This window comes from Bacteroides mediterraneensis (genome assembly GCF_025993685.1).
Classification (GTDB): Bacteria; Bacteroidota; Bacteroidia; order Bacteroidales; family Bacteroidaceae; genus Phocaeicola; species Phocaeicola mediterraneensis_A.
In genome coordinates this window covers 1,482,523-1,506,926 of sequence record NZ_DAJPEN010000001.1, presented here as the reverse complement: position 1 = coordinate 1,506,926, position 24,404 = coordinate 1,482,523, and the positions used below count along the sequence as shown (strand labels likewise).

The following is a 24,404-nucleotide window of genomic DNA, read 5'->3' as shown; positions in this document are numbered from 1 at the left end:
TTGGGCTTAGGATTCCTATGTTTCCCCCACGGAAAACGTATGTTTCCGCCTTGCGAAACGTACGTTTCACGGATGGAAAACATACGGTTCTCGAATGGAAAACATAAAAAACATTTCCTCATGATGCACAATTCAATGAAGCATTTTCCGGAAACACTGTAGAGCAGTCATTCTTCTCGCAATAAATCACGTATATTTTTCCCTCTCAGAAAGCTGTCCGCATAAAAATCAGTGGGACTGTGTTATCATACACTTACATTTAACTAATATTCACATTCCTGAAATAGGGGGATTTATGTCAATCTCCGTTATACCAATAAACAAATAAAGGAAAGCAGAGATAATAGACTAGACTATAATTAACGTTATATGGAAAAGAAAAACGACGCAGATATGCTGGCAGCCATGGTACAGGCTGCGAACCGTTATGCCATGCGTCCGGCACTGGTCCTTGACGACCGGACCTATACCTATCAGGAATTGTTCGGACTGGCAGGAAGTATTTGTGAAACGCTGAGAAATCTCCACGGAGACACGGTGGGCATCGCGGCTGAAAACCGTATGGAAACCTACGCATCCATTTTGGGGGTACTACTTTCCGGGAAAACCTACGTCATGTTACATCCCGATTATCCGGCAGAGCGCAATGCTCGGATAGCCCGGCAATCCGGCATCGGCCTGTGGCTCTACAGTGGGGAAAATGGCCGCATGCTTCCCGCTGACATCAGAGCCATACGGGTGTCTCTCCCCTCCTATCGGCTTGCTTTGCCATCCGGCATCGAGGAGGTGGATTCCGATGTGCCTGCCTACATCATCTTCACGTCCGGAAGTACGGGTGAACCCAAGGGTGTCCCCATCTCCCGGAAGAACCTGAATGCGTTCTACCAGGCTTATCGGGCTTTAGGATGGCAACTGGATGAAAACGACCGTATGCTTCAGATGTTCGAACTGACGTTTGACGTCTCTGTCGTGTCGTTTCTTTATCCCCTCACTCTCGGTGCGTGTGTCTATCCCGTTCCGCAGCAGGGAATGAAATACCTGAACGTACTGGATATCATGGAGCGTCATCGGCTTACGTTTGCGGCTGTAGCCCCTTCCGTGCTTCGGTTGTCACGTCCTTATTTCGGGGAAATCTGTTTCCCAGACTTGCGCTATCTCGTCGTCACCGCGGAGGCCACCGACGTGAATCTGCTCCACGAATTTCGTCCTTGCATACCCAACGCCACGGTCGTCAACCTGTACGGACCGACCGAAGCGACCATCTACTGCACTTCGTATGTCATCCCGGCAGAAGGGGGCAAACACCATAACGGCATGGCGGCAATCGGGAAACCTTTTCAGGGGATGGACTATCTGATTGCATCTCCTTCGGGCAAACCCCTTCCGGCCGGAGAGACGGGTGAACTGTGGATTGCCGGACCTCAACTCATGAGCGGGTATTGGGGTGCTCCCGAAAAGACGGCGGAATGTTTTGTGACGGATTCCTCCGGAAAGCTTTATTACCGCACCGGCGATCTCTGTCTGGCAGATGCGGACGGAGACATCGTTTATTGCGGCCGCAAAGACACACAGGTAAAGATACAAGGCTTCAGAATAGAATTGGGCGAGATTGAATACCACGTCAAGGCGTTCTACAAGCATGGCTGTAACGCGGTAGTGCTGCCGGTTTATACCTCTGACGGAAGTTGTGAACTGCATCTGGCCGTAGAGCGGGAGACGGAAGATACGGAACGCCTGGAACAGTACCTGCAAAGTCATCTGCCGTCTTATATGTGCCCCCGGCACATTCATTTCATGCCTTGTTTTCCACAAAACAACAGCAACAAAACTGACCGGAACCAACTGCTAAAATATATCACGCAATAACTCAAAAACAATCAAGTATATGGAAACGAAAGAATTATTGGAAACCCTGAACGGAATATTCAGAAAAGTATTGAAGAGAGACAACATCACCTTGACCGAAAGCACCACGGCCCACGACGTGGAGGGATGGGATTCGCTGACCAACATGGTACTGCTCACCGAGATTGAGAAAAAGTTCGGCGTGCGTTTCACGTTTCGTGAGATAGTGAAACTGAAAAACGTGGGCGATCTGTGCCATACTATCCTGAATAAGGCCAAATAAGGAGGGAGAAGCGATGTCATTCATTTCCCTTGAATTTGTCCTGCTGCTCCTGCTCTGTTTCACCTTATACCATTTGGTCCGTGAGAAAGGGCGGAAGCGGATTCTGCTTGCGGCCAGTGGGGTTTTCATCGGCTACTTCAATCTCGTATTTCTTGTCACGGCACTGGTCGTAAGTCTTTTCACCTACGGTGCGGCGATACGGATTGAGCGGGCCTGTGAAAAAGGAAGGGGCTCCCGCTTGATTTACTGGAGCAGTATCTCCTTTCTCGTCCTCTGCTGGATTGGGTTCCGCTATGCCCACCAGTTGACCGGAAACTCCGGCATTGTTTTCCCGTTGGGCATGTCGTTCTACACCTTTCAGGCCATCGGCTACTTGACGGAAGTCTATTGGGAGGAAGAAAAGGCGGAGCGGAATCTGATGGATTTCCTGCTTTATATGCTCCTGTTCATGAAGTTCCTGTCGGGCCCGATTGAACGGTCGGCCGATTTGCTCCCGCAAGTCCGAAGACTCTCCCCTGCCTCCTATTCCATGATGACCTACGGCCTGAAGCTGATTGTGGTAGGACTGGTGAAGAAGCTGGTGCTTGCCGACCATATAGCGCCCTACATTGACGGTGTGTTCGATTCGATGCATACCGCCTCAGGTGTACAACTGCTTATGGCTTGCTTGCTCTATCCCATCGAACTGTATGCCGACTTCTCCGGCTACACGGACATGGCGATTGGAACAGGCATGTTGTTTGGGTTGAAACTGTCACCCAACTTCGCGCATCCCTTTGCCGCCCAGACCACGGCTGAGTTCTGGCGCCGCTGGCATATCTCTCTTTCCTCCTGGGTGCGGGATTACCTTTTTCTTCCTTTGTCATCGTTTACCCGCCGTTGGGGACAAGGAGGTGTGGCGGCAAGCCTCATGGTGACCTTCATCGCGTTGGGTATATGGCACGGCGCGGGATGGACATTTGCCGTCTATGGATTCATTCAGGGGCTTGTGATTGTGTGGGAACTGAGGACGGAGAAAATACGGAACAAGGTAAGGAAACACGTCGGGGAACGGCTGTTCGCCACGCTTTCGATTGTCCGCACCTACCTCATTTTTGCCGTATCGCTGGTGTTCTTCAAGGCACAGTCTGTTTCAGACGCGTTCTATTTCCTGCGGAACATCTCTTTTCAGACTCATGCGAGCTGGAAAGAAATCAATATCGGCATGTCCGACCACATCTGCATCGTAGCTGGCAGTGCCTGGTTGCTGATACTGCTTTATGACTATTTTATGTCCAAAGGCGACTTGCACCTGCGTTTAGAGAACCAGCCTGCCTTCGTCCGTTGGACCGTGTATTATTTAATTGTGTTTGCCGTGTTTGCTTATGGCAAGTTCGGCACGGAAAACTTCATATATCTGCAATTCTGATGGAAAAAATACCGGAAACTATTACGGACGCACCCATCCGTAAACGCGCTGCTTTCCTGCGTCTCGTCCGAAAGTCGCTGTGGTTTGCCCTCCCATTCTGGGCTTTGATGGCCCTTTACGTGTATGATGATCCTTTCATGGTCCTCCGCAAATACGACCTGTATGATTCGGATGTCATGCTGAACGAACATCATGTGGGTTGGCAAATATACCGGAACCATAAGGACAGCGTGCATTTCAATTCTTTTATTTTGGGTAATTCATCTACCATGGCTTTCCGTTGTGCGGAGTGGGAAAAATATCTTGCTCCCGGCGACCGTGCCATCCGTCTTTTCGGGAATGGAGAGAGTTTGAAGGCGATAAGTCTCAAGCTTCATGCCCTCGAGAAAGAAGGGGCAGAAATAAAGAATGTGCTGCTGGTTCTTAACCGTACCTCGCTTTCACGTATTAGCCCTTTGAGCGGTTACAGCAACGCACTTCCGGCTGCTGTATCGGGAGATAGTCCGTTTGTCGTGCAGATGGAATTCATGCAGGCATTCGCGATGCCGGACTTTTTGTTCCCTTATCTGAAATATAGAATCACAGGACGTGTGGACCCAGACATGAAGCAGATGAATCCTTATGGAAGGATACGTGATTCGCGGAACAATGATTCGTTCAATCCACGTGAGAAGATGATTGAGCAGGAAGGTGAGGCATACTGGAGAAACCGTAAACAGGAGTTTCCTGAACGGAAGGGTATTGCTGTGGTAGAAGAGCCTGTCCTGTTTCAGCGGCAACGTGTGCTGTTGGAGGAAATCAGGAAAGTCCTGCGCCGTCACGACACCTCGGTACGTGTCATCATCAGTCCGGATTATAACCAGAAAGAACTGCATCCGGACGACAGAGCATTCTTGCAAAGCATTTTCGGGAAAGAAAATGTGTATGATTTCAGTGGCATAAACGAATTTACAGAAGATTACCACCACTATTATGAATCAGGGCACTATCGTCCCTTGTTGGGCAACAAGCTGCTGGAAAGGGTTTATAATACGCATCATTCGGGTTGAGACTGTTCAACGAACCAAAAAGTCATAGAAAGGAGTATAAAGCCGGTCGTTCACCTCCAAATAAAGGAAGTTGTTCTTGAAGTCATAAAGCTGGTTGAAGCGTTGCAGGAAATTGTTGCCTAACACGCCGTCCATCGCCTCACTGGCCTGCACCCCTGCCATCACTGTAGAAAAAGCACCGGGTATGCGGGGCAAAGTCAGTGCATCTCCCAGTGTCACCCAATCGAAGTACACGTTCTGAAGTTCACCGCCCTCCTTCACCGTACCGGCTATGCGCGAGATGGCAAATGGTTTCTGCGTGCCCAGCAGGCTGTTGCGACGGACGAAAGGTGTATTGAGGTCGAACACACGGTCGGAACCCGTGTCTACCTCTACCGATACCTGATAATCCACTCCGCCGACACGCACGCCGACCGGAACGACCGGCACTCCAAGACGATAGTCCATCTTCAGCCTGACAGCCTTGTCCGATGCCGCCTTCTGCCCGTCGCCCAATTCATACAGGAAGATGGATTTCCGCCGATAATCGATACGGACATCAAAGTTCCTCAGATAAGACAGTCCCAGCACACCGTCCCAGGCATCGGGTGGATAAGGAATATCTATCAGTTCCAAGCCGGAAATGGCCCGGCTGCCCATCCTCACCACCTGAGAGGGGGCTGTGGAAGGAATGGTCTCCACCGAATTGGCACCCTCGTTCTCCACACTTTCCGTAAAGGCAGCCAGCCCTTCGGTGCGCGGCGAATTGGAATTGAGCACCACGTCCGTTGCTCCCGTATCCAGCAGGAAGCGCAGGGGACGGTCGTCCTGCCCGTTGATATAGACTGTCACATACAAGCGGTTGTCGGCACCCAGTTCGAAAGGTATCGTGTCGACCGGAGTTACTTCTGCCCAAGCCGACAGGCTCAGCAAACAGAGAAGGCATACACTCAGCAAAGACATTTTTTTCATATTCTCATTCTTTTTCTTTCAAAAGTACGGTCTGCCAAAAATACTATTTTTATTTTCAAATAACGACAGAAAAGGAAAAACCATTCAGCTTCTACCATCTGGTTGACATATATCAAGTATTAAGGCCTTTCATAAAGAATTATATGTTATACAACATGTCATATAACAAACAATGCGTACCTTTGTGTTGTAAAACATAAAAACAACCATAAAATGAAACTTCTTATTAAATGCTTTATTAAAGGCCTGAGAATGATGGGCGACAACCAACTACAGATGCTGAACAAATAACAGTTCACATTTGCCCATTTTGAACAAGAACAATAAGCACTAAAAAAGGCAAAAAATGAAACCGACCACCGGATACGCTTTACCCTATTCCGATGATCGGTGTTACACCCGGACATACAGCATTGATACGGATGCCTTTCGCTGCATAATCAATGGCAGCAGTACGGATTAATCCGATTACGGCATGTCTGCAAGCTATGTATGCTGCCTGGCCCGGAAAACCTGTAATGTCATATAGCCGGTTTGGCAAATGCTTCAGCGCAAGCAAGCCCTGTATCCCATTCTGCACCTGTTACTAATGCAACCCTTTTATCTTTCATTGTTTCAAATGCTATATCAGATAATATGGTTTTTAATGGTTACAAACTTTTACCGAGCTGATAGGCTTCATCTCCGTATGTTGTGTTTCTTATGGAACCGGCAGTCCATACACCTGGTGCTATGACCGACCCCATATCTCTCCAGCCAAGATAACCTGCCAAGGTAGCGTAATGAACTCGCATGGCTTCAGCATCTTTGTACGCGCTATTGGCATACGCCATCAGGAAGGCCGTCTTTTTGGGAGCCCCTTTTATTCGCCCATTAATGGCGTAGAATCTGTCTATGACACTCTTGATTTGTGCAGAGAATCCGAAATAATACATCGGAATATCCTCTGCCACGGGATTTTCAGCCTTCTCATTCGCAATCTGGAGCGTAAACTTGGTGGAGACAAGCACCTCATTACGCGGATACTCACGGGTAAAGATGGAAAGCATGGTTTCTGATGCTCCCATGCCATAGACTACAGCCGAATCCCACAGATTCAGCCCGTTCTTCATCGCTTCCTCAAAGACCAGACGCAGTTCTTTCTCTCCGAGATGATTCCCAAAGATCTGGTCACCACCGGCTACCCCTGTGCCCCACGACCAGGTTCCCAGTACAATTGACGGTTTATTCTTCTTAATATATTCATTATTAAGTTTAACGTACAAGTTCCTTTTCATATCAATTTTTTTTGCTTTTCACTTATTGATTCTATTGCAAAAATACTCTGAAAAGGGATGGGGACCGGTATATAATTTACTGATGTTTATACCTCTATCCCCGATTTTGTATCTTATGGAATTTCAGCCATTTCCCACGTTTCAAACGTACAAGGAAGATGCATCCACGAAAACACAACTCTACACACATGGCAATCCATACGCCTTGCAGACCTAAGGTTGGAGCGAGCCAGGCAGCTAAGGTCAGACGTACGGCCCAAATGCTGAAGAAATTCATCAGACATGGTACAAGTGTGTCGGCAGCTCCGACAAAGACCCCGTAAGCGACAATAGAGGCTGCAAACATGGGCTCGGCAAAGGCCTCGATGCGTAATGCCATCACCCCCAACATACGGATTTCCTCCACAGGGGTCATCATTCCGATAATCTGAGGGGCAAACAGATACATGAGGATACCCATTACGCCCATGATAGCCATCCCCATCAGTACGGTAATATGGGCAAAACTACGGGTCAGCTTCTTCCGGCCGGCTCCGATACTCTGGCCTACAAGCGTGGTGGCCGCATCGGCAATTCCGTAGCCGGGCATATAGCAGAGGCTCTCAGCCGTAATGGCAAAAGAATTGGCAGCAATGGCAAAAACGCCGAGCGGCGCAACGATGACCGTCGTCAGAATCTGGGCACCGCAAATGACCACATGTTCTATTCCCATCGGAAAACCGATACGGAATGCTTTCCTGAAGGTTTCGGCTTTCAGTCGGAACTTGTCTTCCCGGCTGTGGTATTTCAGTTTCTCTGAACGTGTCAGGAGATACCACAGCAACACACCGGCGGCAACCGTCTCTGCGGCAGCCGTACCCAGCGCAGCACCGCTCACGCCAAGTCCGGCTCCCGGCAGGATGAACTGCACGCCTGCCACACTGCATCCGCGTGTCGGGAAAATCAGAAAGAAGTTGAATACCACATCCAGTACGCACATGATGACACCCAGCAGGCTGGGGATGCGCATATTTCCACTACACCGCAGCATGCCGCCTGCCAGAAAAATCATTTGCAGGACAGGCAGGAAAATGGAAAATATGAAAAAATAAAGGGAAGCATCCCGACGGATGGAAACATCACCTCCCAGCCATGCCGGCAGCGCAGAACTGATACCCGCACCCAATACGGCCAGCAGCAGACTGAAGGCCAGTGTGCCGGCAAGTGACTGCAGCAGAATCATGCGTGCTCCCTTCAGGTCGCCTGCTCCGACTTTGTGGGCCACCTGTACGGAGAATCCGGTGGCGGCGGCCGTGCAGAGTCCCCAGAAAAGCCATGTGGTGGTCGATACCAGTCCGATGGAAGCGGATGCCTCTGCGCCGATACGCCCCACCATGGCCGCATCGATATACTGCATGATAATGGAAGACAACTGTGCAATAATGGCCGGAACGCTGAGTTCTACGGTCAGACGCAGCTGTTGCCGCAAGGTCATCGGACGGCCGTCGCGGATAAGGTCAAGCAATATGTCGGTTTTCGTTTCCTTTGCCATTTTTTCATTTCTGATTTCTGATAAGCCTGAATGTTTTACCACAAGTCAAGCTACATTCCATATTATCTTATTAACCTTCCGTTTTCAAGGCATCGACAAAGCTCTTGAAGCGCGACAGGGCATCCTGCAATACCGCACGCGGACAGGCGATGTTCCAGCGCAAGAATCCTTCTCCTTCGGTTCCGTACATGGTACCGCTGTTGAGCCAGAGTCCGGTTTCTTCCAACAGCCGGGTCTGCAATGTATCGGATGGCAGATTGAACATCCTGCAATCTGTCCATACCAGATAGGTTCCTTCCAGCCTCGTCACCGGTATCTCCGGCAGATACGTATGGAAGAAATCTCGTAGAAAGTCATAGTTGCCCTTCAGATAGTCCAACAGTTGCATAAGCCAGTCCTCTCCTTCATTATAAGCGGCGATGGTAGCCTCGACTCCGAAAGGATTGACATCGCACACCTCGTTGATGTTGATGGCGCGGTCTATCCGCTGACGGATGGCCTCATCGCGGGCGATGATACTGGCTATCTGCAATCCTGCAATATTGAAGGATTTGCTGGGCGACACGCAGGTGACCGAATTCCACAGATGCTCCTCGCCGAGAGATGCATACGGCGTATAGGTATATCCGGGAAAAACAAGCTCGCAATGTATCTCGTCCGATAGAACGGTCACATTATTCCGCAGGCAAACCTCTCCTATCCGGCGCAACTCCTCACGGGTCCATACACGTCCTGCCGGATTATGCGGGTTACACAAAAGCAACAGTTTCACGCCCGGATCTTTCACCTTGCGTTCCAGGTCATCAAAGTCGATATGATATGTACCGTCCTCGTATATCAAAGGATTGGCGACAATGCGGCACCCGTTGTTACGGATGGACGAGAAGAAACAGTTGTACACGGGAGTCTGCACAACCACCCCGTCACCCGGTTCTGTCAGAGCCTTGATGACAGCAGATACAGCCGGCACTACTCCAGAAGTGTATAGCATCCATTCTTTACGGAAGGTCCAGTGATGACGCCTTTCAAACCAGCAGATTACCGCCGTATAGTATTCATCGGGCACACGCACATACCCGAATATGCCGTGCGCTACACGTCTGGCCAGCGCTTCGGTAATTGCAGGGGCCGTACGGAAATCCATATCGGCTACCCAAAGAGGAAGTATATCCTTACTTGCCGGCAGACTGTCCCACTTATAAGAGTTGGTTCCCCGGCGAGGAATAATTTCATCAAAGTCGTATTTCATAGTCCTTACATTTTAGTCGGTAAAGCAAGTGCGTTCATCTCTCAGCCGGATTTCACAGTCGGCGGGAGCCTTGATATTCTCATCAATGGTTATCGAGCCGTACTCGTCGGCTACGATACGTCCCGATGTCGGGTTCTTGATGTTGGTTATGGCACCGCGGATATCGGCATTCAACGTGCTATACTCAAAAGCCCGGTCACAGTCCGGCCCAAACGTACAGTTTTCCAGTACAAGGTCGTGTGCATAGCAAAGCGGCTGTTCGCCTGTGATGTGACAGTTCACCAGACGGAGGTTTCTGGAGTGCCAGCCAAGGTATTCTCCGTGAAGCTCTGAATCGTAGATGGTCACATTCTCTACCTCCCAGAAGGCATCCTTGGTGGTAATTTTGGCATTGTGAATTTCCACATTCTTCACATACTGGAAAACATACTTGCTGTCGCTTTCCAGTCCGTCCACATAAATATCATTGCTGAACATGAAAGGATAGGTTCCTCCATGCAATTTAAGGTTCCTGACACGGATACCGTTGCAACGCCAGAACACCTCATCGGCATCGTTCATCGTGACGTTTTCAATGTCAATCTCACTCATCTCGCGGAACATTTTGGGGGCATCAATCACAGTATCCTTCATTTCCAGATGGTCGGAATACCATAACGCCGACCGTCCTCCCACATCGAAATAGCAACGCTCGATTTTGAAACCATGGACGTGCCAGAATGGATAGTTGCCTTCAAACCTACATTCAAAAGCTTCAATGTTACTGCACTCCTTGATGGCCGATTCCCCGGCGCGGATAATTACGTTTTCCAGACGAAGGTCATGTGATTCAAACAAAGGGCGTTCACCCCCGAACTCTGTATTTCTGATAATGTTCATATAACTATATATTTTAGGGTTGATTAATATCGAGCTGCGGTCTCTCGAAACTTTCAGGCATTTCGCCCCTGAGTTTCTTGAACAAGACAAGAAATGCCGCATCGGTAGAGAATCCCAACTCCGCAGCGACCTCCCCGACTCGCATGATTCCTTGCTTCAACAGGTTTTCAGCCCTGGCGATTCGCTTGAGATTGATATAGTCTTCCGCATTTTTCCCGGTTTCATGTTTCGGCAGGTCATTGAAATAATCTGGTGAACAACCGAACATTCCGGCGTCATAAAGCTGAATTCTAATGGTTTATGCAAAGTTAGCCTGATTCACCCGGGAGGATTGTATACAATTTCCCGATATTTATACCCTAATCATCGATACTGTAATGGAGAGAATACATATTAAAAACAGAAACATTATATTTGCAACAACGATAATACCTTGCGATATGGAAGAATTAATTAAACTGGATAGCGTCGACAAGTACAACAAGTTGTTCGGGCTGGAAACATTGCATCCTATGGTTGCAGTCATTGATTTGTCAAAAGCAACCGTATGGCCGGAACATTTCAAAATCAATTATGGAGTGTATGCCCTGTTTCTGAAAGATACAAAATGCGGAGATATTACCTATGGCCGTCAGCCCTACGATTACAAGGAAGGAACCATTGTCTGTTTCGCTCCGGGGCAGGTTGCTGAAACGGAAATGTTGAAAGGAACAAAACCAACGGCACACGGTGTATTGTTCCATCCTGATTTTATTCGTGGAACGACATTGGGACAAGAAATCAAGAAATATTCTTTCTTTTCATACGAGACCCGTGAGGCTCTCCATTTGTCTGAAAGCGAACGCGAGACCATCATGGATTGTTTCCGTAAGATTGAGGATGAACTGGAACATAATATTGACAAGCACAGCCGAAGGTTGATAACAGCCAACATCGGATTATTGCTTGATTATTGTATGCGTTTCTACGAACGTCAATTTACCACCCGTGAGGTCTCCAATAAGGATGTCGTTATCCGGTTTGAACGTCTGCTCGATGAATATTTCGACAGCAAAGCTCCACAAGTGAACGGCCTGCCAAGTGTGAAATACTTTGCAGAAAAGGTTTTTCTCTCACCCAACTATTTCGGTGACATGATCAGCAAACAGACCGGAAAGACTGTCACGGAATATATTCAGGACAAACTGATAGGCCATGCAAAGGAGTTATTGCTTTCTACCTCTAAACCGATGAGCGAGATAGCATATAGTCTCGGATTCCAATATCCGCAACACATGAGCCGCATGTTCAAACGTATAGTAGGAATCACTCCGAATGAATACAGGATGCAGGGAGTTTAAATATCAGTATCATAAGACAATCAGCACTCGCCACATCCACCTGATAACGGTGCACCAGTTCTTCGCAGTCTATTTTTCCCGGTTCATCGGGCGTGCTGACGCCTACATTATAAACCAGCACGTTCTCTGGCGCACCGTATCACCTGTCTCACAACCGTGTTTTCTTGAACACCTCGATGCGGTTCTTGATATTCTTCTCCAGACATTCCTTGTACAACCACGGCTCACAGCTATGGAAGTCGCCCACATTGAGGAAGCCCATGATGGGCGCATACTCACTGCCGCTGTAACCTTTCACCACGAGCACCTTTTCTTTTTGTGCCACGCTTACCGTAATCGTATCGTGCAAGACAGCCGGCACTTCATCCGTACGCCAGTTGACAGGATTGATGCAGAAGGCACACGGCGAAGCGATGACAGGCTGGATGTACTTCACATCGCTGACCGAGTTGTAACAGATGGTCACACCGATGTCGTCGGGACCTTGGGCAGCCTTGAGATGCGCAGAAGCCAGTGTGTCGGCAGGCGTCACTTTATATCCCAACACGTAGGCTGCCACCAGCCGGCGGTATGCTTCCTCGGGCATGATTTTCAGCAGCTCCACCACGGCCTTTCCGCCCTGACTGAATCCGGCCAGTACAAACGGGCGGTCTTTCGGACGGTTCTTCAGAAAGGTCTCAAAAGCGTTGCGCACATCCTCGAAGGCCACTTCAAAACGGCTGTTGATGATATGCTCATCGCGGGTGGCCCAACCTTCAATCGTGATATGACGGTAGAAAGGAGCGTAGAAATTGTTGTCCTTCCCCATATAAGCAGCCACTCCCGAAATCTCTTTCGTCATGTCGTCACGGTGTTGCTTGTTGTAGACGTCAGCATAGTGGACTGTCACCCCATCCTCTGTCTCCCAGTCCTTTTCCCAGGTCGATACGATATAGAACACGTCGGCATTCTGGCCGGTCTTGTCGTTCTCTTCAGTGTACCAGAAAGTCGGGTCGGAATAGTCGGGTGCCTGAGGAATATAGCCCTCCGCTTCGGCCTTGCTGCATCCCGAAAGCAGCACACACAGTGAGAGGGTCACCAGACACCATAAGCGGAAGTCTTTCCTTGTGTAGAAACTAATTTTTTTCATCAGATTCTTCTTGTTAAATGATTCATCAATATGCAGGTGTAGTCCTGCCTTTCTCGGAGTTCCCAAGAACCCCATCCGTCACATCCTTCGGTCGCGGTCTCTATCGGATGAAATGGGTCGGCGTCCACGGCTCACTGGGCGGGACAGGCTCCCCTCCCTGCTTCAGGTTCTTCAGCAACCACGCCATGTTGCGTCCCAGCGTGCGCATGGTCTGCAATCCCTCAATGTCCTGACTCGCTTCGCCGGGCAACCTGCCATGCACGCTGTTCCAGTATTGTGACGATACCACCGGCATGTTGTTGATGGTGAAATACTTGTTCAGACGGTCGAACGTCGCACTGGCTCCCCCGCGACGGCATACAGCCACCGATGCGGCAGGCTTGTAGGCCAGCAAATCGCCGGCAGAATAGAACAGACGGTCGAGCAAGGCACAGAGCGAGCCGTTGGGCCCTGCGTAATACACCGGCGACCCGACGACAATACCGTCCGCCGTCTCCAGTTTCTCCCGGATTTTCTGGTACAACTCATCCTTGAACACGCACCGTCCCAGTTCCCTACAGCGGCCACAGGCAATGCAACCCTGCACCGCTTTCGTTCCAATGGATACGATTTCTGCTTCTACACCATTCGCTTCCAACGCCTTTGCCACTTCCGACAAGGCGATAAATGTGTTCCCCTCTCTGTGGGGACTTCCGTTAATCAACAAAACTTTCATACCTCTCTATTTGTTTTTCTACAAAGATAAGCAGTTTTGAAGGATTTTGAAGCGTCTCAATTACGGATAATTTTACTTCGATTATTGAAGCCACTGTTTTTACTTGCGATTCGCTGGGGTTTTCGTACCTTTGTGCCGCATTATCACACAGCCATGAACGACAAACATATATTATCTCCTCAGAATATTGATGAACTTTTACAACTTTCAAATCGGTTGGAAAAAGAACACCTAAGGGAATATATGTCCCTGCTTTCAATTTCCGACGGACTCGCCTACATTCGGAACCACTCAGAGCACAAAGCCCCGTATGCAACGAATGTCTTTGAAAGATACAATTCAGATGAGCCAACCACCAGTTGGGCAATGGCAGAAATCCTAAAATTTAAAGATGCGGGAACATATCCACTACTCCATTCATTCATGGAGCATTTTCTTGTTCCTGTAGGATTCAATATCCAGTGGATAGACCATCCCATCATTACCGTTGAAAAAGACAGGATTGATGTTTGCGTGAAAGACAACAAATATGCCCTCATCTTTGAAAACAAGGTAAAAGGGGCAAACTATCAACCCAATCAAATAGCCCGGTATATTTATAAGCTTCATCATTTGATGAACAAATCTTATGGGAAAAACAATCTATTCATTGTATTGATGCCCACTTCCCATGAGGATGACTATATTCAAAACATCCCCCAATCCGTATGGCGACTTCCCAGTGATTATAAGAAGCCTAAAAGCGAACAGCGATGTGTGATTGCCCATGATTTATGTTGGTGTGACTATCGTTCTGACGAGTGGGAAAAACAATGGGATGCTGAATTTTGTAAGTCCTGTATCAAGACCTTTAAGAAAGACTATGAACCCCACACCCTTGTGTTGCAGCAGGAACTTTCAGAATGGTTGCTTAAAGACTGTCTAAAATTGGTGCCTCCTAAGGAAATTATACTCAAGTCATTTATTATTCAGTTTGCAGATTTTCTTCATCTACAATATGGCACAAGAGAAAATCAAAAATTAAAACGTGAAATGGAAAAATATTTAAGAGAAAAATTATTCGACACAGAAAAGTCCAATTTGGACAATTGGAATCTCATCAATGACAAACTAAATGAAATCAGGAAGTTAGAAGATGAAGTCGGACTACTTCTTGAATCTATCTCAGGCGATGTGATTGACGACTGGTATCACGAATTACTGCCTGAATGGAAGTGTTATGGATTAAAGCATGAAAAACAGGATAATTTCACTCTGAACGTACGAGGTGTTTTGATTGGGTGCTGGTCAGGCAAAGGAATGGAGGACTATCAACCCTATTGGGGCTTTTACTCAGAGAAAGGATTTACCGCAAAGCAATGCCACATGATAGAGGCAATTCTTGAAAAGACAAACACGAATAACTATATCAAAACGAAAAATGACCCTTGTTATTGGAACTCTACCTGCAATGGTGCCGAACGCTGCAACGATTTCTATAACGCAGCCATTGAATTAGGATATCTAGAAAAACAAAGCAATGAAAAATAACCTCATCCAACTCTCCGCCTGGATTGCGGCGCACATCACCCTCATCGTGGTATTAGTGACCGCCGTGGCACTCTTCCTCCCCGCCTCGTTCAACTGGATAAGCACTTCGGCCATCACGCCGATGCTGGGCGTGGTGATGTTCGGCATGGGACTGACTCTCCGCCCGTCCGACTTCAAGCCTGTGTTGCAACGCCCTAAAGATATTCTCGTGGGCGAACTGGCCCAGTTCCTTATCATGCCTTCCCTGGCGTGGCTGCTCTGCCGACTGCTGGCTTTGCCGGAAGAGCTGGCTCTGGGCGTGGTCCTCGTAGGATGCTGCCCGGGAGGTACGGCCAGCAACGTTATCTGCTACCTGGCCAAAGGCGACGTGGCCCTGAGTGTAGCCATGACCGGGGTCTCCACCCTGCTGGCCCCCCTGCTCACGCCGACCCTCGTGTGGCTGCTGGCCGGGGAATCGGTCAACGTAGACATCGCCGGCATGTTTTTGAGTATCGTGCAGGTGGTGATTCTTCCCATCGTACTGGGATTTGCCGCCAACCATTACTTTAACCGGACCACCCGGCGAATCGTTCCGTTACTGCCCATGATTTCCACGCTGGCCATCGCCTTCATCATCGGCATCATCGTGGCACACAACGCGGCCAGCATCCTCGCGTGCAGCCTGATTGTAGCCGTGGCGGTGATTCTGCACAACGTCCTCGGGTTGGCCTTGGGCTACGGACTGGCGGCACTCACCGGGAGCGAACCGTCCAAACGGTCGGCCATCGCCATCGAGGTAGGCATGCAGAACTCCGGACTGGCCACTTCGCTGGCTACGACTCATTTCGCCCTGTTCCCCCTTGCAGCCGTTCCCGGAGCCATGTTCTCGGTGTGGCACAACTTCTCGGGCAGCATCGCGGCACAGATTTTCCGGAAGCAAGCAGAACGGAAGCAGGAAAAAGGATGAATACTCATGCCCACACACTTCTGACGCATATTTTTTCAGCCCCTCCCTGCATAAAGCTGCGCAGAAAGCTATACCTTTGAACCCGATTTACAAAAACCGATAAAAACAAGACAAGATGAAGAGAGTGATTGTGATTTCCACCAGCCTGCGCACGGGTTCCAACAGCGACATGCTGGCCGACCGCTTTGTGGAGGGAGCCCTCCAGGCAGGTCATGAAGTGGAAAAGATTTCCCTGGCAGACAAGAATATACAGTTCTGCCGCGGCTGCCTGGCCTGTCAGAAGCTGGGCAAGTGTGTCATCAAGGACGATGCCGACGCCATCATGCAGAAAGTGCTGCACGCCGACGTCATCGTATGGGCTACCCCGATTTATTATTTCGAGATGAGCGGACAGATGAAGGTGCTTATCGACCGTATGAATGCGATGTACACCCTCGACTATCAGTTCCGCGAGGTCTATCTACTGACCACGGCTGCCGAAGAAGAGCCGGAAGTGCCCCGACGCGCAGAAGGAGGTCTCACGGGATGGATTGACTGTTTCCCGAAGAGCCGCCTGGCCGGGACGTTGTTCTGTGGCGGCGTGGCAGGCCCTCGCAGCATCAGCGGAAATCCGAAGCTGGAAGAAGCCTACGAAATGGGACTTCATTGCTGAAAAGATAAGACCGATAAAAACAAAACTTATGGAAACATTCTACGACGTAATCGCTGGCGACCAGCTCGTGCTGGTGGATTTCTTCGCCACCTGGTGCCAGCCCTGCAAGATGATGCACCCCGTCTTGCAACAAATGAAAGAGGTGCTGGGCGACCGTATCCGTATCATCAAAATCGACGTGGACACGCACGCCGCCCTGTCACAACAATACCAGATTCAGTCCGTCCCCACCCTCATGCTGTTCCGCAAGGGAGAAGTGCTCTGGCGGATGAGCGGGGCACTGCCGAAAGCCGAACTGCTGAGCCATCTCGACCCTTTCCTGCGATAACCTGTCCTGACGATGAACGGAAAAATGACGAGAAAAGAAAGACTCATCTCATTCGTCTGGCAACACGTACTGCTCTTCATGGCGCTGTGCATCATGACACTGGGCATCGCCCTCTGCGTGAAAAGCATGTTGGGAGCCAGCGTCATCAGCGTATTGCCCTATGTGTTTCACGATGCGGGAACGGAGGGACTCACCCCGCCGCTGACCATCGGACTGTACACCTTTCTCATGAATGCCCTGCTGGTGGTGGGTCAGGTGGGCGTACTTCGCCGGCAGTTCGACCCCGTACAGCTCTTCCAGCTGCTCGTGGGACTGGTATTCGGCATGCTGATTGACTTGAACCTCTACTTCCTCTCCTGGCTGCAACCCGTGGCGATGTGGGAGAAAGCCGTGTCGCAGCTGGCCGGATGCACCATCCTTGCGGCAGGTATCTCGCTGGAAGTGAGATGCGGAAGTGTGACCATGCCCGGAGAAGGTTTCCCCGTGGCCCTCAGCAAGGTGATGGGCATCGAATTCCCGAAAGTCAAGATTGCAGTCGACATCTCGCTCGTGTTGCTCGGCGTTGTGTTCAGCTACCTGTTCTTCGGGAAGTGGCAATGGCACATCATCGGAGTGGGCACGCTCTTTGCCATGTATTACGTGGGATGGGTGGTACGCATCGCCAGCCACCATCTGCACTGGTTCGACCGCCTGCTCAGGTACCGTCCGGGATTCCGGAGATACATCTACGGACTGGCACGCTACATTTACCGGAAATAAGCCCCTTCCCCGGCGCACGGAATTGTGCCCTCGGGGAAGCCCACGTTTCCATTTTATGACTAATTTTGCACCCCGACAAACATTTACTTCTGCAAACACATGAAAAAGCTTAGCAAGAACGCCCTCATCGGCTATCCGGCGGGAATCATCACCGGCATCACGTATGGACTGAACCCCTTGTTTGCGGTTCCCCTGATGAAGCACGGCGCCGCCACCGAATCCATCCTCTTCTTCCGCTATCTCTTTGCCGTACTGATTCTGGCCCTATTTCTGTTGGTCCGCCGGCAGAGTTTCCGGGTTTCCGGACAACAGGCGGGTATCCTGCTCATCCTCGGACTGCTCTACACTTCGAGCAGCCTCTTCCTGTTCGATGCCTACGAATACATCGCTTCCGGACTGGCCACGACGCTGGTGTTCCTCTACCCGGTGCTGGTGGCCATCATCATGGTGTTCCTGAAAGTGGTGCCTTCCTGGCCGGTGTGGCTGGCCATCGCGGCAACCTTCGGGGGCGTCCTCATCATGACGCAGGGCGACGGCACACAGGCGCTCAACCCCATCGGTGTACTCCTTTCCATCGGTTCGGCCCTGGTCTACGCCCTCTTTATCGTCATCATCAACCGGAGCAAGGCCATCGCCAGCATCTCCAATTCTCTGCTCACCTTCTATGCCCTCTCCGTGGGAGCCATTGTGTTTCTGGGAAAAATTCTGATTTCCGATACCGCCCTCACCGCAGGTCTCACCCACGCACACGACTGGCTCAACCTGGTAGGACTCGCCTTCCTGCCGACGGTGGTTTCCACAGCGACTCTGGCCATCGCCTCGCGTAACATCGGGGCCACCAAGGCTTCCGTCCTCGGGGTGTTCGAGCCCATCACCGCCATCGTGGTCGGCACGGTTGTGTTCGGCGAACCGCTCACCACGAACATTGTCGTGGGCATCACCATTGCCATCGTGGCCGTCACGTTCATGATTACTTTGACCAAGCGGTAAAGCATCCTCACGGGGTCAGTAACTCCGGTTCCGGATGTCGAGGGTCACCTCCATGTAACTACGCCGTCCCTCTATGTAATCGGCATAGAGGATTTCCACGTCCTGACCTTTCAATACGTGGCATTTTCCGCACAACTCGCAGTTATGCAAGCACTTCCAAGCGTCGAGCACGTATGCCCGGCGTTCGTCCTGAGTAGATTGTTCTATAAGAGGTGGAGTCATAAGAATTGTCTGTTTGATACATTGACAGACAAAGATACGGGTTCTGCTTCATTCAGACCGAAGATGCCTTCGTAAAAATCCTAAAACATCCCTGCATTGACCTCCCTTCGTCCTTGCATTTTCTACGTTTCCCTTGTGGAAAACGTAGGTTTCTGCCTCGGAGAACGTACGTTTCTCGCCCGGAAAACTTACGGTTCCGGTTCGGAAAACGTAGAAAACGAAGGAAGGTTTGCCTGTCAATCTGCTGAGACCTTCTGATATATCGGAAGGGTTTTCACCCTCCGAGAAAAGTCTCCACAAAAAATTACGCGCATCTCCTGAAAAGGAATCGGGAAAATGCGTATCTTTCCCTAAAAATAAACTACAGACTAAAGCCATGCCACAAGAACTCATACACTCTTGCCCCGAACTGATTGAGTACATCCGTCAGGTGGGGATGCTACCCCTGCTCTCCATGGGCATTGCCGGCTGGTCGGCCGAGGAAGTGACCGACGAAGACTGCCAGTACACCCGCCTGCCCGACGGCGGCTGGGAATGGCCGCTTTGGGAATGGAAAGGCGCCATCCTGCAAGAAAGCGGTTGCGCCTACGGCAAGTTTTTCAAGGGAAAAGCCGCGTTCATCAGCCGCGAATGGTGGCCCGATTTCTGCAACTACCGGCGGAGCCTCTTCCCCTATCCGGAAGAAGGGAGCATCGAAGAAACGATTCTCGACGTACTGAAAATTGAGGGACATCAGATTACCCGGAAACTGCGGACTTCCTGCGGTTTCACGGGACCGAAGATGCGGAGCCGTTTCGACGCCTATATCACGCGGCTGCAGATGGCCGGCTACATCGTGACGGAGGATTTCGTCTACCCCCGCGACTGCCACGGACGGGAATATGGCTGGGGATGGTCGCTGCTCACCACGCCCGAAGCCCTCTTCGGACGGGAAGCCTGTCACCCGGACCGCACCCCGCAGGAGTCGCGTGAAAGGTTGCTCAGACAACTGCGGAAAATCCTGCCCCACGAACCGGAAAAGACACTGGAAGCGCTGCTGAAATAAGGCTACAGGAACATCGTCAGCAGCGGGATACTCAGCACGGAGAGCAAGGTGGTGAGGAAGGTGCCCTCGGCCATGATGACCTCCCCTTTCTGGTACTGGATGCAGAACAGGGTGCCGTACGAAGCCACGGGCATGGCGGCCAGCACCACGTTGATATTGGCGATGGTCTCGTCCACCTGACAGAGACGGGAAAGGTAGAGAATCAGCAAGGGAACGAGCATCAGACGCAGGGCCGCCATCAGATAGATGGCTGTGTTGCCGAACATCCAGCGGATAGGCACCTGGGCGATGGACGAGCCGATGATGAGCAGGGCGGCAGGTACGGTGACATTACCCAACAGCACGAACGGGGTACTGATGACGCGCGGCGGAACCCATCCCGTCACCACAATCAGGATGGAGAGATACGAGGCAATCATCGCCGGACAATAGAGCGTGCGCCAGTCGAAGCGCATCTTGCCCTCGCCGCCCGAGATGAAGAGGGTGCCGAACACGAAAATCAGTAGTGTGCTGGGGAAGTTGAGGATGCTGGCGTAAAACACCGCACTGGCGCCGAAGATGGAGGCCACGATGGGATAGCCGATGAAGCCCACGTTGCCGAAAGCCAGCATGAAACTGTAGATGCCACGGTCGGCCACCTTGACGGGCAGGTAGCGCGGGAGCAGGAAGGCGGCTCCAATCAGTACCACATAGGTGGCGAACCCCACCACGAGCAGCGGCAGAATCAGTTCCTTGTCCGGGAGTGTGTCGCCCATCACCGACGAAAGTATCAGACTGGGGCATGTCACGTTGATGACCAGTCCCGAAAGTTTGCGGTCGAAATCCGCATCCATCATTTTCTTCTTGCTCAGATAATAACCGACGATTACCAGGATGAACAGGATAATCATCTGCGTCACGATTGCATCCATTGTCTTCTTCTTGCCTTAAAAAGTCGCGCAAAGATACGGATTATCCCCTTCGGGTATTCACTTGCACCGCAGTTTTTCATCGCCGGAACGGGGAAAATGCGTATCTTTACCCCACAAATTGAATCATCCTAAAAAAACGATACGACCATGATCAAGATTTATGGAATGGACACCTGTCCCGACTGCACCTACGTGGAAGCACAAGTGAAAGGCAACGACCGATACGAAATCATCGACATCGGGCAGCATGTGAAGAACCTCAAGGCTTTCCTCAAGCTCCGCGACCACTCGCCCGTGTTCGACGAAGCCAAGCGCACCGGTGCGGCGGGCATCCCCTGCTTCGTGCTGGAAGACGGCACCGTGACCCTCAGCCCGGAAGATGCGGGACTGCATTCACGCCCTGTGGAAGAAGGCGCCACTTGTAACCTGGACGGAAGCGGTTGTTGAGAGGGAAGCGCGGAATTAGGACATAAAAGCCGGAAAGAGTTCATGCATCACTGATATTCTGCCCCACTCCTTCCGGCCTCTTTTCAAAAAGACATTACCATGTCTGTCACATTTCTACAGCTTCTTCAGCTGCCTCCTTTCCTGCCAGGTTGCGATAGATGACGGAATTGCAACCCAGTCGGGCTACCATCAGCACGATTATCAGAATGAAAACCAACAGAACGCCGATATGCGGAATCTGGAGCAGAATCAATGCCAGAATAACAAACAAGACATTCAATACGAATCCTACTCCGAAGATAGTCCACTTGTAACCGTAAGTAGCTTTGTTGCTGCGAATCATGGCCTCCCCTGGCGCCACTCCTCTATCCAACAGAATGAACAAGGCCAGAGACCATCCCAATGAAATAATCATACCCGGCACTATGACAAAAAGCGAAGCCGGGAAAATGGCCATCCACATCATTCCTTTCAAAGTGAAATATTCTCCCATGTACTTCCTGTACTTCGCGTCGAAGATAAACAACGGAGAAATGACTTTTCCCTTGCTCAGTTCGATGGGAATGGTGCTCATGGCGATGGTCGTCCCCACGTTCAAGTAGGGAATCCAAATGGTGACAAGCCACAAAAGACTGGCCACTATCAACGAAGCAAGATTTTTGATTCCGATGGCAATACCCTCGGACAACACTCCGGAGAGTGTGATTTTAGGTTGGGCGTCCATAGTAAATAGATTTTAAAATTAGACATATTTTACAAATACAAATATATTCATTAAAAGATAAGAAACAACTACTGTCTTCACTTTCTCTCTCTATTTTCACATATATTATCATTCGGCTGTCATTTATTTTATACTTCTCCCGTCCTGAAAATCCATGACAGGAAAAACAAATCTATTTTCTTTCTTTGTAGTACAGAAATTTCATCTTAAATCCGTACTATTATGAAAAAATGTATTTTTCTTGTCCTTCTGCTATGGACAAGCTTCCAAATGGCCCAGGCTGAAAGCGAATATTACACCATATTCAAAGCCGGAGGCAACCTTTGTACACCCATCACCTTGAAAACACCTTACGGCACCTTCCAGCTGGTCACAGAGCTCACTATTCCTCATTCCTTGAGCTGGTTTGAGGCATACGACTGTGAAGGAAATCAGATTCAAAATCCCACAGGAAGCGTATCGATGGGAACCGGCAAACCGACCATACGCACTTATGTCTTTACGACACTCTTCCCTCACGTTGACAGCAACAGCCAGTCGCAGACAAATGAAAGTGAGTACCAAACGCCCACCTTTTCTTCTTCCGACAGTGAATGGGCCGCAAACGCCGGACGGGCACTGGCTGATCTTACCTATGCCAAGGGCTGGGACAACGAAAATCATCTCATCAACCTGGAAGCAGGCTACGGCTTTACTTATGGCAATGCAGGGATTCGTCTGCGTTATACTTCTCCTGTGGTATTCGGTCTGTCGGTAGCGTTTGGCTACAACACAAAATTCAAGTCCGAGAGAGCAGACGACAAACGCTACCTATGGAACGTAGGCGTGCAGATGCACCTTTCCAAATTTCTGGCAATGAGCCTTTATGCCGGTCCACAGTATTTCAGCAAGCACCAGAAAACGGAAATCGGGTTCGGGGGATTTCTGGAATACACCCACCAGATTTACAAGCGTCTGGGAGCAAGTGGAGGAATCGGCTTCGTTATGGCGGCTGAAGAGCCGGCGAACAAGGCCCAAGGTATGTTCGCCTTCCATATAGGTTTAAGTTACAATTTATTTTGCCGATAAGCAGAAGAAACGTAATTTTGTAGTCAGTATCGCTACACTGAACTACAAACCTATGCGAATCTTACTTGCCCTCGATTCTTTCAAAGGCTGCCTCTCCTCGGAAGAGGTGGAAGCCGCTTTTTCGCAGGCCCTGACCGCCCGCGGCGTGGAAGTACATGCCCTCCCGATGTCCGACGGAGGTGAAGGCATGCTGCAAGCCTTTATCGCCGCCCTGCATGGAGAAATGCAGGAAGTGGAAGTGCACGACCCGCTGATGCGCCCCGTCACCGCCCGCTACGGTCTCGCACCCGACGGAACCGCCGTCATCGAAACCGCACAAGCCTGCGGACTGACCCGGATGACCGCCGAAGAGCGCAACCCGCTGGTGGCTACTACCTACGGAGTGGGTGAGCTCGTGGCCCATGCTGCACGCCACGGATGCCGCCGCTTTATCATCGGACTGGGCGGAAGCGGCACGAGCGATGCCGGAAAAGGGATGCTTCAGGGTCTGACCGACTGTCTGGCGCTGGACGGAAGGATAGAAGAGGTGCTGCACGGGGCACTCTCCGGATGCCGCTTCATCCTGGCCAGCGACGTGCGCAACCCGCTCTACGGACCGGAAGGAGCGGCTCACGTGTTTGCCCCGCAGAAGGGAGCCACACCGGAGATGGTGGAGAAACTGGACCGCCGTGCCCGTCAGTTTGCCGAGGAGTCGGCCCGCCGCATGGGCAGAGATGCTTCCTCCCAGCCGGGTGCCGGAGCTGCCGGGGGACTGGGATACGCTTTTCTGCAATACCTTCAGGCCACTACGCAATCGGGTGCCGACCTCCTGCTCGACCTCTGCGGTTTCGATACCCTCCTGACCCACACCGACCTGGTCCTCACCGGTGAAGGCCGTGCTGACCGTCAGACCCTCATGGGCAAGTTGCCGGAACGGGTGATGCGCCGCGCACAAGCTCACCACGTCCCCACCTGGCTAGTGGCCGGACAAGCCCTCGACGCCGAGCCGCTGCTCCAGGCCGGATTCAGTCGCGTGGACAGTCTCACGCCCGAAGGCATGCCTCTTGAAGAAGCCATCCGTCCGGAAGTTGCCCGGGAGAATATTGGAAGGTGGGTGGAAAGTGTGTGTAAAGAGAATATGATATAA

26 protein-coding genes and 1 pseudogene are annotated in these 24,404 nt (G+C 50.7%); 15 read left to right on the top strand and 12 right to left on the bottom strand.

Annotated elements, in window-relative coordinates; genetic code table 11:
* The first annotated feature begins 369 nt into the window (after positions 1-369).
* Genes OIM59_RS06125 through OIM59_RS06110 form a run of 4 tightly spaced genes read left to right on the top strand, consistent with a single transcriptional unit; the run spans position 370 to position 4,585 of the window.
* Entirely contained in the window at positions 370-1,866 is a 1,497-nt protein-coding gene (locus OIM59_RS06125; protein ID WP_303895727.1) for an amino acid adenylation domain-containing protein, read from the top strand.
* Between the two features lie 19 nt (positions 1,867-1,885).
* The gene (locus tag OIM59_RS06120) at positions 1,886-2,128 is read left to right on the top strand and encodes an acyl carrier protein (protein ID WP_299168404.1); all 243 of its coding nucleotides are present in this window, start codon (positions 1,886-1,888) and stop codon (positions 2,126-2,128) included.
* A gap of 13 nt (positions 2,129-2,141) precedes the next feature.
* Positions 2,142-3,536, top strand: coding sequence for an MBOAT family protein (locus OIM59_RS06115; protein ID WP_303895726.1), 1,395 nt, complete (start codon positions 2,142-2,144; stop codon positions 3,534-3,536).
* Positions 3,536-4,585, top strand: coding sequence for a histidine kinase (locus tag OIM59_RS06110; RefSeq protein ID WP_303895725.1), 1,050 nt, complete (start codon positions 3,536-3,538; stop codon positions 4,583-4,585). The genes OIM59_RS06115 and OIM59_RS06110 overlap by 1 nt, the downstream gene beginning before the upstream one ends.
* Before the next feature lie 6 nt (positions 4,586-4,591).
* Here the strand turns inward: OIM59_RS06110 and OIM59_RS06105 are convergent, their stop codons facing one another.
* The 7 genes and pseudogenes from OIM59_RS06105 to OIM59_RS06075 all read right to left on the bottom strand — a co-directional run bounded on the left by OIM59_RS06105 (position 4,592) and on the right by OIM59_RS06075 (position 10,740).
* Positions 4,592-5,536 carry a retropepsin-like aspartic protease gene (locus OIM59_RS06105; protein WP_303895724.1) on the bottom strand — a complete coding sequence of 315 codons (945 nt, stop codon included), beginning with the start codon at positions 5,534-5,536 and terminating at the stop codon, positions 4,592-4,594.
* 388 nt (positions 5,537-5,924) lie between these two features.
* Positions 5,925-6,056 (bottom strand): annotated as a pseudogene (locus OIM59_RS06100) (SDR family oxidoreductase); the annotation flags it as partial.
* A gap of 130 nt (positions 6,057-6,186) precedes the next feature.
* A complete protein-coding gene (locus tag OIM59_RS06095; protein WP_299168413.1) occupies positions 6,187-6,813 on the bottom strand; it encodes an aldo/keto reductase in 627 nt (208 codons plus the stop codon).
* A gap of 94 nt (positions 6,814-6,907) precedes the next feature.
* Positions 6,908-8,344 (bottom strand): MATE family efflux transporter, encoded by a 1,437-nt coding sequence (locus tag OIM59_RS06090; protein ID WP_299168415.1) that lies wholly within the window; start codon positions 8,342-8,344, stop codon positions 6,908-6,910.
* A 70-nt stretch (positions 8,345-8,414) separates the two neighbouring features.
* On the bottom strand, positions 8,415-9,593 hold the full coding sequence (locus tag OIM59_RS06085; RefSeq protein WP_303895723.1) for a MalY/PatB family protein: 1,179 nt from the start codon (positions 9,591-9,593) through the stop codon (positions 8,415-8,417).
* A 12-nt stretch (positions 9,594-9,605) separates the two neighbouring features.
* The gene (locus OIM59_RS06080; protein ID WP_299168419.1) at positions 9,606-10,472 is read right to left on the bottom strand and encodes a DUF3737 family protein; all 867 of its coding nucleotides are present in this window, start codon (positions 10,470-10,472) and stop codon (positions 9,606-9,608) included.
* Between the two features lie 13 nt (positions 10,473-10,485).
* Positions 10,486-10,740 (bottom strand): AraC family transcriptional regulator, encoded by a 255-nt coding sequence (locus OIM59_RS06075; RefSeq protein ID WP_299168421.1) that lies wholly within the window; start codon positions 10,738-10,740, stop codon positions 10,486-10,488.
* Between the two features lie 172 nt (positions 10,741-10,912).
* Here OIM59_RS06075 and OIM59_RS06070 point away from each other — a divergent pair, with 172 nt between their 5' ends.
* Positions 10,913-11,812 carry an AraC family transcriptional regulator gene (locus OIM59_RS06070; protein WP_299168422.1) on the top strand — a complete coding sequence of 300 codons (900 nt, stop codon included), beginning with the start codon at positions 10,913-10,915 and terminating at the stop codon, positions 11,810-11,812.
* Positions 11,813-11,960: 148 nt separating this feature from the next.
* Here the strand turns inward: OIM59_RS06070 and OIM59_RS06065 are convergent, their stop codons facing one another.
* A complete protein-coding gene (locus OIM59_RS06065; RefSeq protein WP_303895721.1) occupies positions 11,961-12,941 on the bottom strand; it encodes a DUF3089 domain-containing protein in 981 nt (326 codons plus the stop codon).
* Between the two features lie 100 nt (positions 12,942-13,041).
* Positions 13,042-13,656: a flavodoxin family protein gene (locus tag OIM59_RS06060; protein WP_303895719.1), complete on the bottom strand. Its 615-nt coding sequence runs from the start codon at positions 13,654-13,656 to the stop codon at positions 13,042-13,044.
* Positions 13,657-13,692: 36 nt separating this feature from the next.
* Between OIM59_RS06060 and OIM59_RS06055 the strand changes: the two genes are divergently transcribed.
* The 6 genes from OIM59_RS06055 to OIM59_RS06030 all read left to right on the top strand — a co-directional run bounded on the left by OIM59_RS06055 (position 13,693) and on the right by OIM59_RS06030 (position 18,861).
* Positions 13,693-15,186, top strand: a complete 1,494-nt coding sequence (locus tag OIM59_RS06055) for a PD-(D/E)XK nuclease family protein (RefSeq protein ID WP_303895717.1) — start codon at positions 13,693-13,695, stop codon at positions 15,184-15,186.
* Complete coding sequence (locus OIM59_RS06050) at positions 15,176-16,132, top strand: bile acid:sodium symporter family protein (RefSeq protein ID WP_303895716.1); 957 nt, start codon at positions 15,176-15,178, stop codon at positions 16,130-16,132. Before OIM59_RS06055 ends, OIM59_RS06050 begins: the two co-directional genes overlap by 11 nt.
* A gap of 115 nt (positions 16,133-16,247) precedes the next feature.
* Positions 16,248-16,784 carry a flavodoxin family protein gene (locus OIM59_RS06045; RefSeq protein ID WP_299168431.1) on the top strand — a complete coding sequence of 179 codons (537 nt, stop codon included), beginning with the start codon at positions 16,248-16,250 and terminating at the stop codon, positions 16,782-16,784.
* A gap of 28 nt (positions 16,785-16,812) precedes the next feature.
* Positions 16,813-17,112, top strand: coding sequence for a thioredoxin (gene trxA / locus OIM59_RS06040; RefSeq protein WP_303895713.1), 300 nt, complete (start codon positions 16,813-16,815; stop codon positions 17,110-17,112).
* Positions 17,113-17,124: 12 nt separating this feature from the next.
* Entirely contained in the window at positions 17,125-17,871 is a 747-nt protein-coding gene (locus OIM59_RS06035; protein ID WP_303895711.1) for a YitT family protein, read from the top strand.
* Between the two features lie 99 nt (positions 17,872-17,970).
* On the top strand, positions 17,971-18,861 hold the full coding sequence (locus OIM59_RS06030) for a DMT family transporter (RefSeq protein ID WP_072542501.1): 891 nt from the start codon (positions 17,971-17,973) through the stop codon (positions 18,859-18,861).
* 15 nt (positions 18,862-18,876) lie between these two features.
* On the opposite strand, the gene OIM59_RS06025 is transcribed toward OIM59_RS06030, so the two are convergent.
* The gene (locus OIM59_RS06025) at positions 18,877-19,083 is read right to left on the bottom strand and encodes a hypothetical protein (protein ID WP_303895710.1); all 207 of its coding nucleotides are present in this window, start codon (positions 19,081-19,083) and stop codon (positions 18,877-18,879) included.
* A gap of 376 nt (positions 19,084-19,459) precedes the next feature.
* Here OIM59_RS06025 and OIM59_RS06020 point away from each other — a divergent pair, with 376 nt between their 5' ends.
* Complete coding sequence (locus OIM59_RS06020) at positions 19,460-20,128, top strand: hypothetical protein (RefSeq protein ID WP_303895708.1); 669 nt, start codon at positions 19,460-19,462, stop codon at positions 20,126-20,128.
* 2 nt (positions 20,129-20,130) lie between these two features.
* Here the strand turns inward: OIM59_RS06020 and OIM59_RS06015 are convergent, their stop codons facing one another.
* Entirely contained in the window at positions 20,131-21,039 is a 909-nt protein-coding gene (locus OIM59_RS06015; protein WP_303895706.1) for an AEC family transporter, read from the bottom strand.
* 147 nt (positions 21,040-21,186) lie between these two features.
* Here OIM59_RS06015 and OIM59_RS06010 point away from each other — a divergent pair, with 147 nt between their 5' ends.
* Positions 21,187-21,486 carry a glutaredoxin-related protein gene (locus OIM59_RS06010; RefSeq protein WP_303895704.1) on the top strand — a complete coding sequence of 100 codons (300 nt, stop codon included), beginning with the start codon at positions 21,187-21,189 and terminating at the stop codon, positions 21,484-21,486.
* A gap of 106 nt (positions 21,487-21,592) precedes the next feature.
* On the opposite strand, the gene OIM59_RS06005 is transcribed toward OIM59_RS06010, so the two are convergent.
* Positions 21,593-22,210: a hypothetical protein gene (locus OIM59_RS06005; protein WP_299168466.1), complete on the bottom strand. Its 618-nt coding sequence runs from the start codon at positions 22,208-22,210 to the stop codon at positions 21,593-21,595.
* Between the two features lie 222 nt (positions 22,211-22,432).
* Between OIM59_RS06005 and OIM59_RS06000 the strand changes: the two genes are divergently transcribed.
* Positions 22,433-23,278, top strand: a complete 846-nt coding sequence (locus tag OIM59_RS06000) for a hypothetical protein (RefSeq protein ID WP_299168468.1) — start codon at positions 22,433-22,435, stop codon at positions 23,276-23,278.
* Positions 23,279-23,330: 52 nt separating this feature from the next.
* Complete coding sequence (locus OIM59_RS05995) at positions 23,331-24,404, top strand: glycerate kinase (RefSeq protein ID WP_303895702.1); 1,074 nt, start codon at positions 23,331-23,333, stop codon at positions 24,402-24,404.

Excerpts from the sequence above, each read along its gene's own strand:
- OIM59_RS06065 (WP_303895721.1), bottom strand. The coding sequence starts at position 12,941 with ATGAAAAAAATTAGTTTCTACACAAGGAAAGACTTCCGCTTATGGTGT.
- OIM59_RS06105 (WP_303895724.1), bottom strand. The coding sequence starts at position 5,536 with ATGAAAAAAATGTCTTTGCTGAGTGTATGCCTTCTCTGTTTGCTGAGC.
- OIM59_RS06035 (WP_303895711.1), top strand. The coding sequence starts at position 17,125 with ATGAACGGAAAAATGACGAGAAAAGAAAGACTCATCTCATTCGTCTGG.
- OIM59_RS06010 (WP_303895704.1), top strand. The coding sequence starts at position 21,187 with ATGATCAAGATTTATGGAATGGACACCTGTCCCGACTGCACCTACGTG.
- OIM59_RS06020 (WP_303895708.1), top strand. The coding sequence starts at position 19,460 with ATGCCACAAGAACTCATACACTCTTGCCCCGAACTGATTGAGTACATC.
- OIM59_RS06070 (WP_299168422.1), top strand. The coding sequence starts at position 10,913 with ATGGAAGAATTAATTAAACTGGATAGCGTCGACAAGTACAACAAGTTG.
- OIM59_RS06025 (WP_303895710.1), bottom strand. The coding sequence starts at position 19,083 with ATGACTCCACCTCTTATAGAACAATCTACTCAGGACGAACGCCGGGCA.
- OIM59_RS06090 (WP_299168415.1), bottom strand. The coding sequence starts at position 8,344 with ATGGCAAAGGAAACGAAAACCGACATATTGCTTGACCTTATCCGCGAC.
- OIM59_RS06060 (WP_303895719.1), bottom strand. The coding sequence starts at position 13,656 with ATGAAAGTTTTGTTGATTAACGGAAGTCCCCACAGAGAGGGGAACACA.
- OIM59_RS06110 (WP_303895725.1), top strand. The coding sequence starts at position 3,536 with ATGGAAAAAATACCGGAAACTATTACGGACGCACCCATCCGTAAACGC.
- OIM59_RS06015 (WP_303895706.1), bottom strand. The coding sequence starts at position 21,039 with ATGGATGCAATCGTGACGCAGATGATTATCCTGTTCATCCTGGTAATC.
- OIM59_RS06085 (WP_303895723.1), bottom strand. The coding sequence starts at position 9,593 with ATGAAATACGACTTTGATGAAATTATTCCTCGCCGGGGAACCAACTCT.
- OIM59_RS06125 (WP_303895727.1), top strand. The coding sequence starts at position 370 with ATGGAAAAGAAAAACGACGCAGATATGCTGGCAGCCATGGTACAGGCT.
- OIM59_RS06080 (WP_299168419.1), bottom strand. The coding sequence starts at position 10,472 with ATGAACATTATCAGAAATACAGAGTTCGGGGGTGAACGCCCTTTGTTT.
- OIM59_RS06075 (WP_299168421.1), bottom strand. The coding sequence starts at position 10,740 with ATGTTCGGTTGTTCACCAGATTATTTCAATGACCTGCCGAAACATGAA.
- OIM59_RS05995 (WP_303895702.1), top strand. The coding sequence starts at position 23,331 with ATGCGAATCTTACTTGCCCTCGATTCTTTCAAAGGCTGCCTCTCCTCG.
- OIM59_RS06115 (WP_303895726.1), top strand. The coding sequence starts at position 2,142 with ATGTCATTCATTTCCCTTGAATTTGTCCTGCTGCTCCTGCTCTGTTTC.
- OIM59_RS06030 (WP_072542501.1), top strand. The coding sequence starts at position 17,971 with ATGAAAAAGCTTAGCAAGAACGCCCTCATCGGCTATCCGGCGGGAATC.
- OIM59_RS06000 (WP_299168468.1), top strand. The coding sequence starts at position 22,433 with ATGAAAAAATGTATTTTTCTTGTCCTTCTGCTATGGACAAGCTTCCAA.
- OIM59_RS06095 (WP_299168413.1), bottom strand. The coding sequence starts at position 6,813 with ATGAAAAGGAACTTGTACGTTAAACTTAATAATGAATATATTAAGAAG.
- OIM59_RS06050 (WP_303895716.1), top strand. The coding sequence starts at position 15,176 with ATGAAAAATAACCTCATCCAACTCTCCGCCTGGATTGCGGCGCACATC.
- OIM59_RS06120 (WP_299168404.1), top strand. The coding sequence starts at position 1,886 with ATGGAAACGAAAGAATTATTGGAAACCCTGAACGGAATATTCAGAAAA.
- OIM59_RS06005 (WP_299168466.1), bottom strand. The coding sequence starts at position 22,210 with ATGGACGCCCAACCTAAAATCACACTCTCCGGAGTGTTGTCCGAGGGT.
- trxA (WP_303895713.1), top strand. The coding sequence starts at position 16,813 with ATGGAAACATTCTACGACGTAATCGCTGGCGACCAGCTCGTGCTGGTG.
- OIM59_RS06045 (WP_299168431.1), top strand. The coding sequence starts at position 16,248 with ATGAAGAGAGTGATTGTGATTTCCACCAGCCTGCGCACGGGTTCCAAC.